Annotated in this window: 17 protein-coding genes; 14 read left to right on the forward strand and 3 right to left on the reverse strand. The window is 72.3% G+C overall.

The window, feature by feature from the left end:
• The first annotated feature begins 97 nt into the window (after nt 1–97).
• Both ACFYOS_RS29290 and ACFYOS_RS29295 read left to right on the forward strand, forming a co-directional pair.
• On the forward strand, nt 98–787 hold the full coding sequence (locus ACFYOS_RS29290; protein ID WP_387148444.1) for an IS6 family transposase: 690 nt from the start codon (nt 98–100) through the stop codon (nt 785–787).
• A gap of 319 nt (nt 788–1,106) precedes the next feature.
• Nucleotides 1,107–2,195: an IS110 family transposase gene (locus ACFYOS_RS29295; protein WP_387148480.1), complete on the forward strand. Its 1,089-nt coding sequence runs from the start codon at nt 1,107–1,109 to the stop codon at nt 2,193–2,195.
• Here ACFYOS_RS29295 and ACFYOS_RS29300 read toward each other — a convergent pair.
• Nucleotides 2,141–2,464, reverse strand: coding sequence for an NTP transferase domain-containing protein (locus ACFYOS_RS29300; protein WP_387148446.1), 324 nt, complete (start codon nt 2,462–2,464; stop codon nt 2,141–2,143). The genes ACFYOS_RS29295 and ACFYOS_RS29300 overlap by 55 nt on opposite strands.
• 55 nt (nt 2,465–2,519) lie before the next feature.
• Entirely contained in the window at nt 2,520–4,073 is a 1,554-nt protein-coding gene (locus ACFYOS_RS29305) for a PucR family transcriptional regulator (protein ID WP_387148448.1), read from the reverse strand.
• A gap of 142 nt (nt 4,074–4,215) precedes the next feature.
• On the opposite strand from ACFYOS_RS29305, the gene uraD reads away from it, so the two are divergent.
• The 10 genes from uraD to alc all read left to right on the forward strand — a co-directional run bounded on the left by uraD (nt 4,216) and on the right by alc (nt 14,638).
• Nucleotides 4,216–4,734: a 2-oxo-4-hydroxy-4-carboxy-5-ureidoimidazoline decarboxylase gene (gene uraD, locus ACFYOS_RS29310; protein WP_387148450.1), complete on the forward strand. Its 519-nt coding sequence runs from the start codon at nt 4,216–4,218 to the stop codon at nt 4,732–4,734.
• Nucleotides 4,731–5,066, forward strand: coding sequence for a hydroxyisourate hydrolase (gene uraH / locus ACFYOS_RS29315; protein WP_387148452.1), 336 nt, complete (start codon nt 4,731–4,733; stop codon nt 5,064–5,066). Before uraD ends, uraH begins: the two co-directional genes overlap by 4 nt.
• Nucleotides 5,067–5,068: 2 nt before the next feature.
• Nucleotides 5,069–5,935 (forward strand): factor-independent urate hydroxylase, encoded by an 867-nt coding sequence (gene pucL / locus ACFYOS_RS29320; protein ID WP_387148454.1) that lies wholly within the window; start codon nt 5,069–5,071, stop codon nt 5,933–5,935.
• Complete coding sequence (locus ACFYOS_RS29325; RefSeq protein ID WP_387148456.1) at nt 5,935–6,816, forward strand: FAD binding domain-containing protein; 882 nt, start codon at nt 5,935–5,937, stop codon at nt 6,814–6,816. Before pucL ends, ACFYOS_RS29325 begins: the two co-directional genes overlap by 1 nt.
• A complete protein-coding gene (locus tag ACFYOS_RS29330) occupies nt 6,813–7,361 on the forward strand; it encodes a (2Fe-2S)-binding protein (RefSeq protein WP_387148458.1) in 549 nt (182 codons plus the stop codon). The genes ACFYOS_RS29325 and ACFYOS_RS29330 overlap by 4 nt, the downstream gene beginning before the upstream one ends.
• The gene (locus tag ACFYOS_RS29335) at nt 7,348–8,733 is read left to right on the forward strand and encodes an 8-oxoguanine deaminase (RefSeq protein ID WP_387148460.1); all 1,386 of its coding nucleotides are present in this window, start codon (nt 7,348–7,350) and stop codon (nt 8,731–8,733) included. The genes ACFYOS_RS29330 and ACFYOS_RS29335 overlap by 14 nt, the downstream gene beginning before the upstream one ends.
• Complete coding sequence (pucD, locus tag ACFYOS_RS29340) at nt 8,730–10,985, forward strand: xanthine dehydrogenase subunit D (RefSeq protein ID WP_387148462.1); 2,256 nt, start codon at nt 8,730–8,732, stop codon at nt 10,983–10,985. Before ACFYOS_RS29335 ends, pucD begins: the two co-directional genes overlap by 4 nt.
• On the forward strand, nt 10,985–12,166 hold the full coding sequence (locus tag ACFYOS_RS29345; RefSeq protein ID WP_387148463.1) for a DUF6986 family protein: 1,182 nt from the start codon (nt 10,985–10,987) through the stop codon (nt 12,164–12,166). Before pucD ends, ACFYOS_RS29345 begins: the two co-directional genes overlap by 1 nt.
• Before the next feature lie 169 nt (nt 12,167–12,335).
• Complete coding sequence (gene allB / locus ACFYOS_RS29350; RefSeq protein ID WP_387148465.1) at nt 12,336–13,646, forward strand: allantoinase AllB; 1,311 nt, start codon at nt 12,336–12,338, stop codon at nt 13,644–13,646.
• Nucleotides 13,643–14,638 carry an allantoicase gene (gene alc / locus ACFYOS_RS29355; RefSeq protein WP_387148467.1) on the forward strand — a complete coding sequence of 332 codons (996 nt, stop codon included), beginning with the start codon at nt 13,643–13,645 and terminating at the stop codon, nt 14,636–14,638. The genes allB and alc overlap by 4 nt, the downstream gene beginning before the upstream one ends.
• Before the next feature lie 393 nt (nt 14,639–15,031).
• Here the strand turns inward: alc and ACFYOS_RS29360 are convergent, their stop codons facing one another.
• A complete protein-coding gene (locus ACFYOS_RS29360; protein WP_387148469.1) occupies nt 15,032–15,298 on the reverse strand; it encodes a hypothetical protein in 267 nt (88 codons plus the stop codon).
• A 279-nt stretch (nt 15,299–15,577) separates the two neighbouring features.
• Here ACFYOS_RS29360 and ACFYOS_RS29365 point away from each other — a divergent pair, with 279 nt between their 5' ends.
• On the forward strand, nt 15,578–15,751 hold the full coding sequence (locus ACFYOS_RS29365) for an endonuclease/exonuclease/phosphatase family protein (protein WP_387148470.1): 174 nt from the start codon (nt 15,578–15,580) through the stop codon (nt 15,749–15,751).
• A gap of 376 nt (nt 15,752–16,127) precedes the next feature.
• Nucleotides 16,128–16,505, forward strand: a complete 378-nt coding sequence (locus ACFYOS_RS29370) for an endonuclease/exonuclease/phosphatase family protein (protein ID WP_387148472.1) — start codon at nt 16,128–16,130, stop codon at nt 16,503–16,505.
• Nucleotides 16,506–16,744: the final 239 nt, after the last annotated feature.

The raw sequence follows: 16,744 nt of genomic DNA on the forward strand, positions 1-16,744 counted from the left end.
AGGGAACGAGGCAGGCTAGACGGCTCTGTTGCATTGACCGTCGGCAAGATCGAGGCAGACTTGCACAGTGAAGTCATCGACCCGACCTGATCCGTGGATGCCTCCGACGTCCGCGTTCGCCGGGTTCCGGTTCCCGCCGGAGGTGATCGTGGTCGCGGTCCGCTGGTATCTGCGCTTCAACCTCTCGTATCGGGACGTGGAGGAGCTGCTGGTCGAACGCGGGGTGGAGGTCGATCACGTCACCGTCTACCGGTGGGTGCAGCGGTTCACGCCACTGCTGGCCGACGCCGCCCGGTTCTGCCGCCATTCTTCGAGCGACAGGTGGTTCGTAGACGAGACCTACGTGAAGGTCAACGGCGTGTGGCGGTACGTGTACCGGGCGGTCGACCAGGACGGGCAGGCCGTTGACGTGTTGGTCTCGGACCGCCGTGACGCGGAAGCCGCTCGGTGTTTCTTTCGCCGGGCGTTGTCGGCCTTGAAGGTGAAGCCCAGCGAAGTCGTCACCGACGCCGCCGCGGTCTACCCCGGCGTGCTCGACGAGCTGATCCCGTCCGCGTGGCACCACGTCGAGCAGTACGCCAACAATCCCATAGAGGCTGATCACAGCCAGCTGAAACAGCGGTTGCGACCGATGCGCGGGCTACGAACAGGCAAGTCAGCGCAGGTGATCATCGCCGGACACGCGTTCATGCAGAACCTTCGCCGCGGCCACTACGAACTCGCCGTCAACGCCCCGCCCGCTCTGCGAGTCGCCGCCGCGTTCACCGAACTCGCCCAAGCGATCTGACCGCGGACCCGACACGAGTTTCAACGCGTCCACCGATCCGACAATGCAACTGTGAGTCTCGGTTTGCGGCTCTGGGATTGTGGAGCCGTTCTCCCGGGGCCGCGGTCTGACCCGCAATGCAACTGGCTCAGTCGATGCCTTCGCGCCGATCTGTCGGCTGTCGGTTCTGGGAGTACAAGCTGTCGCCGGACCGGTGGGGCGTGTCCCGATAGGGGCCTTGCTGCAACAAGGGCACCATCACAGTTCTGACCGCCCTGCCGGCCCGGCGATGGCCATCCGCCACCCGAGCCGATCAGGAGACGAACAACCGATGTCCAGCATGCCGCACCGTGACGAGGGCAACCAGATTAGCCCGAGCGATGAGCAGATCATCCTCGGTGTTGACACCCACAAGGACTCCCACGTCGCCGCGGTCATCACCGTGCTCGGCGTGCTGGTAGCCAGCGCCGCGTTCCCGACTACAGCGATCGGTTACCGGCAGCTGTTGGCCTGGGCGCGTGGCTTCGGCGTGTTGTGTCGCGCGGGGGTGGAAGGCACCGGTTCCTACGGGTCGGCCCTGACCCGATACCTACGCAGGCAGAACATCACCGTCGTGGAGGTCAACCGACCGGACCGGGCCGCCCGGCGCCGCCAGGGCAAAACCGACGCCGTCGACGCCACCGCGGCCGCCCACGCGGTCTTGTCGGGGCGAGCGAACACCACGGCCAAGACCGCTGACGGGCCGGTGGAGATGCTGCGCATGTTCAAGCTGGCCAGAGCATCCGCGGTCAAATCCCGCACCCAGGCCGTCAACCAGCTCAAGGTCGTCATCGTCGGCGCCGAACCGGCACTACGCGAAACCCTGACCGGCCTGACCGACACGGCCCTGATCCGATACTGCGCCAGCCTGCCCGACACGCCGCCACGTGACGTGGCCACCGCCACCACCTACACCCTGCGCCGCCCGGCCGGGCGCATCCAGGCGCTCACCCGGGAAGCCCGTGAGCTGGAGCTACAGATCACCGCGGTCATCGACGCGCACGCCCCGCAGCTGCTGCACCGCACAGGCGTCGGCCCCGACAGTGCCGCCGCCCTGCTCATCACCGCCGGCGACAACCCCGACCGGATGAACAGCGAAACATCCTTCGCAGCCCTCTGCGGCGTCAGCCCCATCGAGGCCTCCTCGGGAAAAACCCGCCGACGCCGCCTCAACCGCGGCGGCGACCGCCGCGCCAACGCCGCCCTCTACCGCATCGTCCTGACCCGATCACGCTGCGACCAACGCACCCGCGACTACCTCGACCGACGCACCGCCCAAGGCCTCACCCGCCGCGAAGCCATCCGCTGCATCAAACGCTACGTCGCCCGCGAAATCTACAACCTGATCCGACAGCTCAACCCCACCACCGAGTGCCCCCGAACGGCTTGACAAACATAGGGGCATCGGGCGCCCAGGGACGAGCCCATGCCGGTGGTCCAGTCAGGATTGCCGATGACCGCGACCCCTCGAGGGCGGCCAGGGCCTGGACGTCGTCGGCCGCCGCGCCGACCACCACGACAACGGGGGGCGCACCGCGCCGCGCGAAGAATGGCGATCGACCGATCGACGAGTAGTTGCCCGTCATGGCGGACGAGGGCCTTCGGCCTGCCGAAGCGGCGTCCGCCGCCGACGGCGAGAAGAAGTCCGGCCGCCATCATCGACGGAGCCGAACACGCTGCGTGACGTCGCGACTTCCCCTGATCGGGGCAGGTTTCAGCCGGGCAGGCGCAGCGCGAGGAAGAGGTCGACTCGGTCCTCGAAGCGGTTCAGGTCCCGACCGGTGAGCTGCTCCACCCGGCCGATCCGGTAGCGCAGCGTGTTCACGTGCACGTGGAGCAGTTCGGCGCACCGGCTCCAGGAGCCGGAACAGGCCAGGAACGTTTCCAGGGTTTGTACCAGGCGGGTTTTGTGGACCCGGTCGTACTCGACGAGCGGGCCGAGCAGCCGGTCACGGAACGCCCGCCGGGTGTCGGTCGGCACCCCGGCCAGCAGCAGCAGGTGCGACGCGAGTTCGCCGGCCGACACGACCGTGGCCCGGCCCGGCCGGTCGCTCGCCGCGCGCCACGCGTGTCGCGCCTCCTCCACCGCCCCGGGCAGCGCGACCGCCCCTGCCGCCGGCCCGCTGATCCCGATGGCCAACCGGCCGGCCCCCAGCGCCGGCACCAGCGCCGTCATCCCGGCCCGAACGGTGTCGAGCACGGTCGGCGTCGGCTGAGCCGGCGCGGAGACGACGGCCAGTACGCCGTCCGGTCGGTCGGCGACCAGCCCGGCGACCACCGTCTGCGGCGCGTACGGCCGGAGGATCTCCTCGACCACGGCCACGGTCAGCTCCGCAGCCGCCGGCAGCCCGGTGAGGCTCGCGGTCAGGGCGAGGAACGTCGAATCCGGCGACAGGCCGCACGACGACAACCGCGCGCGCAGCTCACCGAGGTCGCCGCCGGAGTCGAGCAGCGAGCCGACCCGGTCGGCGAGTCGCCGCTCCACCCGGGTCGCCTCGTCCGCCTGGGCCCGGGCCAGCGCGACGAGGCTGACCAGTTCATCGGCGGCATCGGGCAGCGGCGCGCGGGCGGTACTGGCGGTCACCGCGAGCAACCAGGACGCCAACCGGTGCTCGGGCCGGCCCGGCACGGCGAGCACCGTCAGCGGCCGCCCGTCCACGGTGGCCGATGCGGGCAGCCGGTCGGCCGCGACGAACGCTGCGGCCAGGTCGGCTCGGCCGGTGGCGTCCAGGGCCGCGGTGCCCGCGACGATCCGGCCGGTCGGGGTCAGCACCCAACAGGCCACGCCTAGGTCGGCGGCGACCGGCGAGAGCAGGTCACCCAGCCGCGCCCCGGCCGCCATGGCCGCAACCAGGCCGCGGTGCCGGACCAGCACGGTCGCCAGTCCGGTGGCCCGCCGCGCCCACAGCGACGGGTTGACCTCGTCGAGGATGTCCCGGAAGGAGACCTGGACCGGGACCTCGAACAACGGAACCTGGTGGACGCGGCACGCCTCGACCAGGTCGGCCGGCACCGAGCCGTACACCGCGTCGCCGGCGCCGATCGCAGCCACGCCGGCCGCCGCGCAGGCCGCCACGAAGGTCTCGGAGTCGGCCGGCCCCCGCCGCCACATCAAGCCGGTCAGCACGACCTCGCCTCCGGACAGGTACCGGCGGGGGTCGAGCAGGTCGGTGACGTAGATGCGGGTGAGCGGCCGGTCCAGGTCGTCGGCGCCGGCCAGCACGGACAGCCGGAGCTGCGGCATGGCCAACACCTCGCGCAGCAGCATCGCTGACCTTCCCGTTCGCGCCGACGGATCGCCCGGCTTGTAGGAACGCACGAAAAGCCTACGGCGGCGAGTCTCGGATTCGGTGTTCGGGCCGATGTCGTCCGGGCGCGGCGACTGCTCTACTGCTGCTCAACAAGGGGAGGTGGTCGACATCATCCGAGGTGGCGGCGCTCTCGCCGAATTCAACCGCGCACCGGCCGCGCAGGCCGAACGCGACCTGCTCGCCTGCTGCGCGGTGCCCGAGTGGGCCCGCGAGGTGGCCGCCGGGCGGCCGTACCGGGATCTGCGGGCTCTGGTGGAGTCGGCCGACGGCGGCCTGCTCCGGCTCTCCTGGGGGCAGGTCGCGCGGGCGCTCGCGGCGCACCCGCGGATCGGCGAGCGGGTGGCCGGCACGGACCGCGAGTCGGCCTGGTCGCGGCGTGAGCAGGCCGGCGTGGACGGCGCGGACGCGGCGACGAGGGCCGCGCTGGCCGAGGTGAATCGGGCGTACGAGCGGCACTTCGGCCACATTTTCCTGATCTTTGCAAGTGGACATACGGACGTCGAACTGCTGGCGGCGGCGCGTGACCGGTTGACCAACGACGCCGCCACCGAGCGGCGGGTGGTGCGCGGGGAACTCCGCAGGATCGCCCTGCAGCGGCTGGAGAGGCTGGTCGGATGAGGTACGCCGCGATCTCCACCCACGTGCTGGACACGGTGCGCGGTGAGCCGGCTCGCGGCGTGCCGGTCCGGTTGGAGCGCGCCGGGGCCGAAGGCTGGACCGCCGTGGCGGACGGACACACCGACTCCGACGGCCGGCTGCGCGACTGGGTGCCGGAGCCGCACTGGGGCACCGGCGGGTACCGGCTCGTGTTCGCCGTCGACGCCCACCTCGGGCCGGATGCCTTCTTCGCCGAGATCACGGTGGCCTTCCAGGTCCACGATCCGGCCCGGTACCACCACGTGCCGCTGCTGCTCAGCCCGTACGGCTACACCACCTACCGAGGGAGTTGACCATGGGCATCGTGCTCGGCGCCAACCAGTACGGCAAGGCGGAGACGCGGGTGGTGCGGGTGGTCCGCGACGGGCCACGGCACGACCTGCGGGACCTGAACGTCACCACCTGTCTCGCCGGCGACCTCGCCGCCACCCATCTGACCGGCGACAACGCCAACGTGCTGCCGACCGACTCGCAGAAGAACACGGTGTACGTCTTCGCCAAGCGGCACGGCGTCGACCAGATCGAGGACTTCGGGCTGCTCCTCGCGCGGCACTTCGTGACGTCGCAACCGGCGATCACCAGGGCCCGGATCGACATCGAGGAGTACGCCTGGCAACGGCTCGGTCCACACTCGTTCCAGCGGGCGGGTGGGGAGGTGCGTACCGCGTCGGTGACCGTCGACGGCGACGGGACGCAGGTGGTGTCCGGGCTGACCGGCCTGGTGCTGCTCAACTCGACCAACTCGGAGTTCGCCGGCTTCGTGCAGGACGAATACACCACGTTGCCACCCACCAAGGACCGGATCCTAGCCACCGCGGTGAACGCGCACTGGCGGCACGCCGGAGACCGGACGGCAGACGGCACCGCCTGGGCCGACGCCTACGACCGGGTGCGCGCCGCCCTGGTCGCCGGCTTCGTCGAGACGTACAGCCTCGCACTGCAGCACACCCTCTACGCGATGGGTGAGCGGGTGCTGCGGGAGTGCCCCGGGATCGTCGAGGTGCGGCTGTCCCTGCCCAACAAGCACCACCTGCTGGTTAACCTGGCGCCGTTCGGGCTGGACAACCCCGGCGAGGTCTTCGTCGCGACGGACCGCCCGTACGGGCTGATCGAGGGCGCGGTACACCGCGACGACGCGCCGGCGGCGGACGGCGCCTGGTGATGGACTTCCTGCAGCCGGGCAGCTGGTCGGAGGCGCTGGCGGCGAAGGCGGCGTACCCCGACGCGGTGCCGATCGCCGGGGGCACCGACGTCATGGTCCAGCTGAACTTCGACCGCCGTCGCCCGCCCGCGCTGCTCGACCTGACCCGGGTGATCGCGCTGACCGAGTGGGGGTACGACGGTGACGTGCTGCGCGTCGGGGCGGGTGTGACCTACCGGCGGATCATCGACGAACTCGGCCGCGTGCTCCCCGGTCTGGCGATGGCGGCGCGCACGGTGGGCTCCCCGCAGATCCGCAACCGGGGCACCGTCGGCGGCAACCTCGGCTCGGCGTCGCCCGCCGGCGACGCGCACCCGCCGCTGCTGGCCACCGACGCGCGGGTCGAGGTGGCGTCGGTGCGGGGCATCCGGACCGTGCCGGTGAACGAGTTCTTCACCGGGCCCAAGCGGTCGGTGCTGGCGCCCGACGAGCTGATCTCGGCCTTCCTGGTCGTACCCGCCGCCGGGCCGCAGCAGTTCGCCAAGATCGGCAGCCGCAACGCCATGGTGATCGCCGTCTGCTCCTTCGCGCTGGCGCTGCAGCCCGACAGGCGCCGGGTCGGTACCGGGATCGGGTCCGCCGCGCCCACACCGCTGCGCGCTCACCAGGCCGAGGAGTTGCTCGCCGCCGAGTTGCCGTGGCGCTCGCGGGGCCCGCTCCCCGCTCCCCTCGCCCGGCGCTTCGGCGACCTGGTGGCCGCCGCCGCGGCGCCGATCGACGACGTACGCGGCACCGGCGCCTACCGTCGGCACGCGCTGGCCGTGCTCGCCCGGCGCACGCTCGGCTGGGCCTGGGCCCAGTTGTCGTCGGTGCCGCATCATCAATCTGGGGGCCGGTCGTGAGAATCAGCTGCACGGTGAACGGCGAGCGCCGCGAGGCCGACGGCGTGTGGCCCGGCGAGAGCCTGCTCTACCTGTTGCGGGAGCGGCTCGCCCTGCCCGGGGCCAAGAATGCCTGCGAGCAGGGCGAGTGCGGCTCCTGCACCGTCTACCTCGACGGCCTGCCGGTCTGCGCCTGCCTGGTCGCCGCCGGCCAGGCGCAGGGCAGGATGGTGGTCACCGTCGAGGGACTGTCCGCCGGGGTCGGCGAGAGGCTACCCGGCGCGGCCGGCGAGGCGTTGACCGCGGAGGCCGGCGCGCTCGACCCGGTGCAGCGAGCCTTCATCGAGGCCGGGGCCGTCCAGTGCGGATTCTGCACCCCCGGCCTGGTGGTCGCGGTCCATGACCTGCTGGCCCGCAATCCGCGGCCGGCCGATCCGGACATCCGCGAGGCGCTCGCCGGCAACCTGTGCCGGTGCACCGGCTACGAGAAGATCATGGACGCGGTACGGCTGGCCGCCGGGCCTGCCGTACCGCGCCCGCGGGAGGGGCGGGATGATCATCATTGAGGGGGGTGCGGTCGCCACCGTCGATGCCGACGCCACCGAGCACGCCGAGGGTCATGTGGTGATCGGCGACGACGGACGGATCATGGCGGTCGGCGCGGGCCGCGCCGACGTCCTCGACGGCGGCAAGGGCCAGCCAGCCAGGCCCCGGTCGGTGCGCCGGGTCGACGCCACCGGTTGCCTGGTCACCCCGGGCCTGGTCAACACCCACCACCACCTGTACCAGTGGGCCACCCGTGGGTTGGCCCAGCAGAAGGACCTCTTCGGCTGGCTGACCGCGCTCTACCCGGTCTGGGCCGGTCTGGACGCCAGCGTGGTCGCCGCCACCACCGGCGCCGGCCTGGGCTGGCTCGCCCTGTCCGGCTGCACGACGAGCACCGACCACCACTACGTCCACCCGTCCGGTGGCGGCGACCTGATGGCCGGGCAGATCGAGGCGGCCCACGAGATCGGCCTGCGTTTCCACCCGTGCCGCGGCTCGATGGACCTGGGCGCCTCCGCCGGTGGGCTGCCGCCCGACCACATCGTGGAGAAGACCGACGCCGCGCTCGCCGCGACCGCCGAGGCCGTCGAGCGCTTCCACGATCCCGCGCCCGACGCCATGGTCCGGGTCGCCGTCGCCCCCTGCTCGCCGTTCTCCGTCACCGAGGCGCTGATGAGCGAGGCCGCCAAACTGGCCCGCAGCCTGGGCGTCCGGCTGCACACCCACCTCGCGGAGACGGTGGAGGAGCAGGCGTACTGCCTCGAGACCCACGGCTGCACCCCCGGCGAGTACGCCGAACGTCTCGGCTGGCTCGGCGACGACGTGTGGCTGGCGCACGGCGTACACCTCGACGACGCCACGATCGCCCGCTTCGCCGCCACCGGCACCGCTGTCGCCCACTGCCCCAGCTCAAACGCGCGCCTCGGCAGCGGGATCGCCCGGGTCCGGGACCTACTCGACGCGGGCGTACCGGTGGGCCTGGGGGTGGATGGGGCGGCGTCGCAGGAGACCAACCAGCTGGGCGCCGAACTGCGCCAGGCGGTGTACGCCGCGCGGCTGCGGGGCGGGCCGGCGGCGCTGACCGCCCGCGAGGCGCTCGCCCTGGGCACCATGGGCGGGGCCCGCTGCCTCGGCCGCGCCGGTGAGATCGGCTCGCTGGAGGTGGGCAAGCTCGGCGACCTCGCCGTCTGGCGGCTCGACGGGCTGGGTCACGCCGGCATCGACGACCCGCTGGCCGCGCTCGTCCTCGGCCCACCCGCTCCGGTGGAGCTGCTGCTGGTCGGCGGGCGGCCGATCGTGGAGCGCGGCGAGCTGCGCACGGCCGACGAGCGGGACCTGGCGCGGCGTACCCGGCAGGCACATCAGGCGCTGATGAGGAAGGTACGGCCATGACGACGGTGCAGCCCGGGGTGAGCGTGCCGGTCGACGGCAGGGTGGGGCACAGTCCACACCGGCCGGACGGCGCGCTCAAGGTCAGTGGCCAGTTCGCCTTCTCCTCCGACCTGTGGGCCGACGACATGCTGTGGGGCACCACGCTGCGGAGCCCGCATCCACGGGCCCGGATCACCGGCATGGACCTGAGCGCCGCGCTCGCGCTGCCCGGGGTGCACGCCGTGCTCACCGCCGCCGACGTGCCGGGCGCGTCGGGTTACGGGCTGGATGTCGCCGACCAGCCGGTACTCGCCGCCGACGAGGTGCGCTACCAGGGCGAGCCGGTGGCGATCGTGGCCGCCGACCATCCGGAGACCGCCCGCCGGGCGGCCGCCCGCATCGTCGTCGACTACGCGGTGCTGACCCCGGTCACCGACCCCGAGGTGGCAATGGGCGCCGGACAGCTCGTCCGCCACCTGCCGATCCGGCGCGGTGACCCGGACGCCGTCGGCGCGGTCGTGGTCCACGGCGACTACGAGGTCGGCATGCAGGACCAGGCGTTCCTCGGGCCGGAGTCGGGGTTGGCCGTGCCGGCGGGGGACGGCGGGGTCGACCTCTTCGTCGCCACCCAGTGGCTGCACGTCGACCAGAAACAGGTGGCTGCATGCCTCGGGCTGCCCGCCGACAAGGTCCGGATCACGCTGGCTGGGGTGGGCGGGGCGTTCGGCGCCCGCGAGGACCTGTCGATGCAGGTGCATGCCAGCATGCTGGCCCTGCACACCCGGCGCCCGGTGAAGATGGTCTACTCCCGCGAGGAGTCCTTCTTCGGGCACGTGCACCGCCACCCGGCCCGGCTCCGGTACGAACACAGCGCGACCCGCGACGGACGCCTCGTCTCGGTGCGGGCGCGCATCCTGCTCGACGGCGGGGCGTACACGTCCACCACCCCGGCGGTGGTGGCCAACGCCGCCACCCTCGGCGTCGGCCCGTACGAGGTGCCGAACGTGGTGGTGGACGCCTACGGCCTCTACACCAACAACCCGCCGTGCGGGGCGATGCGCGGGTTCGGGGCGGTGCAGGCGTGCTTCGCCTACGAGTCGCAGATGGACAAGCTCGCCGCCGCGCTCGGGCTCGACCCGGTGGAACTGCGGGTACGCAACGCCCTGACGACCGGCTCGGTGATGCCCACCGGGCAGGTCGTCGACGGCCCGGCGCCCGTGGCCCACCTGCTGGAGCTGGTCCGCGACCGGCCGGCCCCGCCGCCGACCACCGGTGACCCCGGGGAGTTGCCGGGCGGGTTCGCCAACACCACCCACGGCGAGGGCGTGGTGCGTGGGGTCGGGTACGCCATCGGCATCAAGAACGTGTGCTTCTCCGAGGGGTACGACGACTACGCCACCGCCCGGGTGCGGCTGGAGACGATCGGCGGGCAACCGGCGGTGCTGGTGCACACCGCCGCCGCCGAGGTCGGCCAGGGCGTGGTGACCGTGCAGGCGCAGATCGCCCGGACCGAGCTGGGCGTGCAGCGGGTCACCGTGGCCACCCCCGACACCGCGGTCGGCAGCGCCGGATCGTCGTCGGCGTCGCGGCAGACATACATGACCGGCGGTGCGGTGCTCGCCGCGTGCCGTGCGGTACGGGACCGGCTACTCGCCCGCCTGCCCACCCCCGACCTCCAGCTGTCCGGCGGCAAGGTGGTCACGGCGTCCGGTACGGTGGTCGCCGACCTGGCCGAGGTGATCGGCGACGAGCCGGTCGAGGAGACGGTCGTGTGGCGGCACCGGCCGACGTACCCGCTGGACCCCCGGACCGGCCAGGGTGACGCGCACGTCCAGTACGCCTTCGCCGCGCACCGGGCCACCGTCGACGTCGACATCGAACTGGGCCTGGTGCGGGTGGTGGAGATCGCCACCGCCCAGGATGTCGGCAAGGCGGTCAACCCGCAGGCGGTGCTCGGCCAGATCCACGGCGGCACGGCGCAGGGCCTGGGTCTCGCCCTGATGGAGGAGATCCAGGTGGTAGACGGGATCGTCCGCAACCCGTCGTTCACCGACTACCTGATCCCGACGATCCTCGACATGCCGCCGATGACGGTCGACGTGCTGGAGCTGGCCGACCCCCGGGCCCCGTACGGTCTGCGCGGGGTCGGTGAACCGCCGACCATCTCGTCCACCCCTGCCGTGGTCGCCGCGATCCGGGCGGCGACCGGACTGGCGCTGACCCGGGTGCCGGTACGCCCGGAACACCTCTGCGCCCCGGAACTGGTCGACTGATGGGCAAGCTACCCGAGGGCGTCTATGCCGAACTCGACGGGCGGCTCGCGCCGGTGGACGCCACGCTGCGGGCGCGCTACCCAGGCGGGCGGGGCCGCCGCCAGCCGGTGCACACGGTGTACGTGCCGGCCGACCGGGTCCGGCCGGGTCTGATCGACAAGTGGGGCGCGGCGGCACTGCGAGCACTGACCGAGCATCCGCCGCTGCCGTTCGCCGCCGAACTGGCCGACCGGGTGATCCGCAAGCTGCGGCGGGAGCCGATCGAGGATCTGCGGATCGACTTCGAGGACGGGTACGGCGTCCGCGACGACGACAGCGAGGACACCGCCGCGCGCTCGTCCGTCGCGGCGCTGCGCGAAGGCAGGATGCCGCCGTTCCTCGGGTTGCGGATCAAGAGCCTAGAGGCGGCGACCCGGCACCGGGCGGTACGCACCCTGGACACGTTCCTGGAGGCCTACCTGGGCGCGTTCGCCACCGTGCCGGACACCTTCGTGGTCACCCTGCCGAAGGTCAGCGCACCCGAGCAGGTCGACGCGATGGTGCTGCTGTGCGCGCGGCTGGAGCGGGCGTACGGGCTGCCGGCCGGCGCGCTGCGCTTCGAGGTGCAGGTGGAGACCCCGGCCGCGGTGCTCGGCGCCGACGGCACCGCGACCGTGGCGCGGCTGATCACCGCCGGCGGGACGCGGCTGTCCGCCCTGCACTACGGCACGTACGACTACAGCGCTGCCTGTGGGGTAGCGGCGGCCCAGCAGAGCCTGGCGCATCCGGTGGCCGACCACGCGAAGGCGGTGATGCAGGTGGCGGCGGCCGGTACCGGCGTCCGGCTCTCCGACGGTTCGACCAATGTGCTGCCGGTGGGCGGCACCGAGGAGGTCCAAGCGGCCTGGCGGCTGCACGCCGGGCTGGTCCGCCGCTCCCTGGCGGCCGGCTTCTACCAGGGTTGGGACCTGCACCCGGCCCAGTTGCCGACCCGGTTCGCGGCGACGTACGCGTTCTTCCGGAACGGTGCCGCCGCTGCGGGTGACCGCCTGGCCCGCTACCTGCAACGCCGCGCGGGCGGGGTGCTCGACGAGCCGGCGACCGCTCGGGCGCTGGCCGGCTTCCTGCTGCGTGGGGTGGACTGCGGTGCCCTCGACCCGGCCGAGGTCCGGTTCTCCCGCGAAGAGCTGGAAGCACTGTGAGCGCGAGGAGTGAGCCGGGTTTGCGAGCCCCGCAGTCGCGACCGAAAGGCAGCACTGTGAGCGCGAGGAGCGCAGCACAGCGGACGACGGCTCCGGGCCGCGGTGCGGCGTCAGACGCACCGAGCCGGAGTCGTCGCAGCCCCGCAGTCGCGAACGAAAGGCCGGCACCGTGAACGGCTACGACCTGGTGGTGCGGTCGCGGCGGGTGATGCTGCCGGACGGGTCGCGGGCGGCCGCGGTGTGCGTCCGCGGCGGGCGGATCGTGGCGATCGAGGAGTACGACGCGGTCGGCGGCCACGACCTCGGTGAGCTGGCACTGCTGCCCGGCCTGGTCGACACGCACGTGCACGTCAACGAGCCCGGCCGCACCGAGTGGGAGGGGTTCGCCACCGCCACCCGGGCGGCGTTGGCCGGAGGGGTGACCGCGATCGTCGACATGCCGCTCAACTCGCTGCCGCCGACGGTCAGCGTGGACGCGCTGGCGGTCAAGCAGTCGGCGGCCACCGGGCAGATCCACGTCGACGTGGGCTTCTGGGGCGGCGCGGTGCCCGGCAACCTCGGTGACCTGCCGCGGCTGCACGCCGCCGGGGTGTTCGGGTTCAAGGCGTTCCTGATCGACTCGGGCGTCCCCGAGTTCCCGCCGTTGGACCCGGCCGGGCTGGCGGCGGCGCTGGACGCGGTGGGCGCCCTGTTCGTCATCCACGCCGAGGACCCGACCAAGGTGACCGCCCCGCCAGCCTCGCGGCGCTATGGCGACTTCCTCCGTTCGCGACCACCGACTGCCGAGCGGCGGGCGGTCGGCGCGGTGCTCGACGTGGCGCGGCGGACCGGCGGGCGGGTGCACATTTTGCACCTGTCCGCCGCCGACGCGCTGCCGCTGCTGGCGCAGGCGAGGGCGGCCGGCGTACGGGTGAGCGCGGAGACGTGCCCGCATTACCTGACGCTGGCCGCCGACGAGGTACCGGACGGGGCGACCGAGTTCAAGTGCTGTCCGCCGATCCGCGGGTCCGGCAACCAGGAGCGCCTGTGGGCGGCGCTCGCGGCGGGCCTCGTCGACTGTGTGGTCTCCGACCACTCCCCCTGCCCCCCGGCGCTAAAGTGTGCCGACACCGGCGACTTCACGGCGGCATGGGGTGGCATCGCGTCGGTGCAGCTCGGCCTGCCGGCGGTGTGGACGGCGGCCCGGCGGCGCGGCCATTCGCTCGCCGACGTGGTGCGGTGGATGGCGACGAACCCGGCCGCGCTGGTCGGATTGCGACGCAAAGGACGCATCGCCGTCGGCTGCGACGCCGACCTGGTCGCGTTCGACCCCGATGCCCCGTTCACCGTCGACCCGGCGGCGCTGCACCACCGGCACCCGGTCACGCCGTACGCCGGTCAGGTGCTCACCGGCGTCGTCCGGGCCACCTGGCTCCGCGGGATGCCGGTCACGCCCGACGGACCACCGCGGGGGCGGCTGCTGGACAGGAGGGACGAGTGAACGACTTCACCGCGCTGCCGGACCTCGCCTCCCGCCTGCTCGGCGGCGGCGTGGTCGACGCGAATGACGACTTCTTCGCCGCGCGCGACAACCTGGTCACCACCGAACCGCCCGTCTTCGCCGCCGGCACCTTCGGACCGAAGGGCCAGGTGTACGACGGCTGGGAGACTCGCCGGCGGCGGGAGCCGGGCCACGACTGGGCGGTCGTCCGGCTGGGCGCCCCGGGTGTCGTGCACGGGATCGTGGTGGACACCGCGTACTTCACCGGCAACTACCCGCCGTACGCCTCGGTGGAGGGGTGTCACCTGGCGGGCTACCCGAGCCCCGCCGACCTGGCCCACGCCGACTGGTCGACGCTGCTGCCCCGCGCGCCGCTCGCCGGGGACACCCGCAATGCCTTCCCGGTCAGCCGCGAACAGCTAGTCACCCACGTACGGCTGTCCATCTACCCCGACGGCGGCGTGGCGCGGCTACGGGTGCACGGGGTGGTCGTACCCGATCCGCGCCTGTGGCCCGACGGCCGGCTGGACCTCGCGGCGCTGGAGCACGGCGGGCGGGTGGTGGATTGCAGCAACGAGTTCTACGGCGCGCCACACCAGCTCATCGCACCGGGCCTGGCCCGGGTGATGGGCGACGGCTGGGAGACGGCCCGGCGGCGTGACGACAGCAACGACTGGGTCGTGGTGCAACTCGCAGCGCCCGGCCGGGTCCGCCTCGCCGAGTTGGATACCACGCACTTCAAGGGCAACGCACCGGACGCCGCGACGCTGCGCGGGGTCGACGCGCGCACAGCGGACCCGGACGATCCTTCGGCGTGGTTCGACCTGCTGCCGCGTACCCGGCTGCAACCGGACACCCGGCACCGGTTCCCGCTCGAAGACGTCGCGGTGGCGACGCACGTGCGGCTGGACGTCTTCCCCGACGGCGGGATGGCACGGTTGCGCCTGCACGGGGTGGTAGACGCGGACGAACTGGCGAGCAGGAAGCTCTGACCAACGCATTCCGGGTGAGAAGTAGTACAGGCCGGGCGCGGCCAGCTGTTCCGCCTGGCCGGCCGGAAGAGGAAGCGAAGAGTCGAGGCGGGTTCAAATCGCACATAGTCGAGCAGGTCGTTCGGATCGGTGTCCTCGTCCTGCACGGTGCCGCGGGGAGAGCCCGATTCGTGCCGCAGTCAGCTTTGCGAGCACCGGCTTGGCGTCGAGCTTGACGGCGGGTGCCGCCGGATCGTGACTCGGAGCTGGGGCGCTGCTGGCCGGAGGACGGGCGGAGCTTGTGTTGTTTGCGCCTGTCTTCTCTGGGAGGTCACGCCGGCGATGGCGACGAGCGCCGCCGGTGCCGCTACGCCCAGCACGACCACGGACTGTCGGTAGGCGTAGCGACGAGCGTCAACGGACGGCGGTGTTGCCTTGTTGCCGGACCGGCAGCACGAGCCGGGTGGCGGACAGGTCGAGTGTTGCAGTCACCGCCGTGCTCGGTGGCCGGTAGGTTGGCTGGTCGACCTGAGCGAGGTCCAGCGCGGCCAGCATCGGGGCGACCGGCCGGTTAGCATCGGCCCACCCAGCGATGTCTCCCACTGCCAGGCCGGGCTCACCCGCTCCAGCCCCGTCCGCCCACACCGCGAGCGCCGCCGATGTCCGCCCCTCCCGCGTCATCGCCGGGCAGCGGAAGCGGGTCCCGGGCATATATCAGGCACAACGAATGCATGGGAGTCGCGCAGAACAGGCCGCTCTCTGGCTGCCGCTGCCGCGCCCGCTCGGCATACCTAAGCTGTTGTTCCCGTCCGGGATCGCCCAGCCACGCTGGCCGTCGTCCCTGTCCGTCGGGCTTGGGACTGTTCAGGTGACAGCACGAGGAACCGGTGATTACCGTCCGCGGCAGAGGCCAGCAGGGCGGCGACGCCGGCAGGCACCATGACGTCAACCTTGACCGTGATGACGTGGAACGTGGGGAACCTCTTCCCAGCCGGTCATCCGGACGGACCCCCAGACGCCGAGACGTACGACGTCAAGATCGCCTACCTCGCCACTACCATCCGCGGTCTCAACCCGGACGTGGTCGCCTTGCAGGAGGTAGGGGACCCTCGGTGCGCCCGGGACCTCGCCTGAGCGGTCGGCGACGGCTGGCAGGTCCACCTCGCCGACCCGCCCGCCGGCAACCACCCCATCCGAGTCGGCGTCCTGTCGCCCCACCCTGTCACTGTCGAGGACCAGGTCATCAAACTTCCCGACGCCGGCCTGCCAGCGGTACCCGACGTCGACGGCAAGACCCTGAAGCGAATGGGCCGCGGTGCCCTTTAAGTCCACGTCGACGTCGGCGGTGGCCTGCGGCTGCTCACCTGCCACCTCAAGTCAAAGCTGCTGACCTACCCCAAGGGACCGCCGCTACCCAAAGAACGAAGACGAGCGAGCCCGAGGCGCCGGCTACGCCCTACTGCGGCGCGCCGCCGAAGCCGTCGCCGTCCGCGTCCAGCTCAACAAGGTCATGACCGCCTCCGCCACCAACGGCGAACCCGGCGTACCCACCATCCTCTGTGGGGACCTCAACGACGGACCCGACGCCGTCACCACCACCCTGCTCAGCGGTCCCAGCGACGGAGACATCAATCGGCCCGACAAGGGCGACCCTGTCCGGCTGTACAACCTCGCCCCGCTCCTACCCACGGGGCGGGCCTACTCGCGCATCTACCAAGGACGAGGCGAACTCATCGACCACATCCTCGTCTCCCGCGACCTGCGCCTACGAGTCGCCAGCGTCGACAGCCTCGTCGACGACATCGGGTCGATCACCGAATCCACCGGCACGCGACGCCCCGCCACGGTCCCTGACCACGCCCCCGTCATCGCCCGCTTCCACGCCTGAGCACCACCGACAACTCGCTAGCAGCGGTTGGGCAAGGGTCGTGGCGTCCGCTGAGCTCGACCGAGTTCGGGTCGGAGCCGCGGCACCCCCCGCGCTCAGTCAGGGGGCCTAGCCTCGGCCTTTCACGGCGGTCGTGATCTTGGGTGTCCGGCGGGTGGGTAGATATGGCGAAGTGCCTGCCACGTAAGGAAAACTGCCCGGTGTCGAGTCGTGCAGGTTCCCCGTGTGAGAGGCACTTC

It is taken from the genome of Micromonospora sp. NPDC005806, assembly GCF_042871425.1.
GTDB lineage: Bacteria > Actinomycetota > Actinomycetes > Mycobacteriales > Micromonosporaceae > Micromonospora.

Excerpts from the sequence above, each read along its gene's own strand:
- ACFYOS_RS29290 (WP_387148444.1), top strand. The coding sequence starts at position 98 with ATGCCTCCGACGTCCGCGTTCGCCGGGTTCCGGTTCCCGCCGGAGGTG.
- ACFYOS_RS29295 (WP_387148480.1), top strand. The coding sequence starts at position 1,107 with ATGCCGCACCGTGACGAGGGCAACCAGATTAGCCCGAGCGATGAGCAG.
- ACFYOS_RS29300 (WP_387148446.1), bottom strand. The coding sequence starts at position 2,464 with ATGATGGCGGCCGGACTTCTTCTCGCCGTCGGCGGCGGACGCCGCTTC.
- ACFYOS_RS29305 (WP_387148448.1), bottom strand. The coding sequence starts at position 4,073 with ATGCTGCTGCGCGAGGTGTTGGCCATGCCGCAGCTCCGGCTGTCCGTG.
- uraH (WP_387148452.1), top strand. The coding sequence starts at position 4,731 with ATGAGGTACGCCGCGATCTCCACCCACGTGCTGGACACGGTGCGCGGT.
- pucL (WP_387148454.1), top strand. The coding sequence starts at position 5,069 with ATGGGCATCGTGCTCGGCGCCAACCAGTACGGCAAGGCGGAGACGCGG.
- ACFYOS_RS29325 (WP_387148456.1), top strand. The coding sequence starts at position 5,935 with ATGGACTTCCTGCAGCCGGGCAGCTGGTCGGAGGCGCTGGCGGCGAAG.
- ACFYOS_RS29335 (WP_387148460.1), top strand. The coding sequence starts at position 7,348 with ATGATCATCATTGAGGGGGGTGCGGTCGCCACCGTCGATGCCGACGCC.
- pucD (WP_387148462.1), top strand. The coding sequence starts at position 8,730 with ATGACGACGGTGCAGCCCGGGGTGAGCGTGCCGGTCGACGGCAGGGTG.
- ACFYOS_RS29345 (WP_387148463.1), top strand. The coding sequence starts at position 10,985 with ATGGGCAAGCTACCCGAGGGCGTCTATGCCGAACTCGACGGGCGGCTC.
- ACFYOS_RS29360 (WP_387148469.1), bottom strand. The coding sequence starts at position 15,298 with ATGACGCGGGAGGGGCGGACATCGGCGGCGCTCGCGGTGTGGGCGGAC.
- ACFYOS_RS29365 (WP_387148470.1), top strand. The coding sequence starts at position 15,578 with ATGACGTGGAACGTGGGGAACCTCTTCCCAGCCGGTCATCCGGACGGA.
- ACFYOS_RS29370 (WP_387148472.1), top strand. The coding sequence starts at position 16,128 with ATGACCGCCTCCGCCACCAACGGCGAACCCGGCGTACCCACCATCCTC.